Source organism: Pseudomonas sp. KB_15, assembly GCF_052114525.1.
Lineage (GTDB): Bacteria > Pseudomonadota > Gammaproteobacteria > Pseudomonadales > Pseudomonadaceae > Aquipseudomonas.
The window spans coordinates 1-351 of sequence record NZ_JBFREX010000391.1 but is presented as its reverse complement, the minus strand read 5'-3'; the positions used below and the strand labels follow the sequence as shown (position 1 = coordinate 351).

The window sequence follows — 351 nt, the reverse complement described above, 5'->3', positions numbered from 1 at the left end:
GGCGCCGTCGGCGCCCCGCTCCATCTCGTAGTCGAGGAACAGGCCGTTGTTGCCGCAGAGGATGGAGATATGGCGCATCGAACCGTCTTTCTCGAAGCCGCGCAGCGTCGAGATCTTCTCCAGCCCGGGCCAGTCCTCGTGCTTGAGCATCACGCACGAAGGCAGTTCCTGCACGATGCGGCGGATCACGCCGGGCGTCATCTGCACCGAGAAGGTCAGCGGGTAGTCCTGGATCACGAACGGCACGTCGGCGCCGATGGCCTCCACGGCCTGGCGGTAAGAGCCGACGATCTGGTCATCGGTGCGCAGCGTGTTGGGCGGGGCGATCATCACGCCGGCCGCGCCGCGCTC

General features: G+C 67.0%; 1 protein-coding gene. It reads right to left on the bottom strand.

Annotated elements, in window-relative coordinates:
- Window positions 1-351: dihydrodipicolinate synthase family protein (locus AB4Z35_RS31430; RefSeq protein WP_442101357.1), on the bottom strand; the 351-nt coding region annotated here is incomplete at both ends.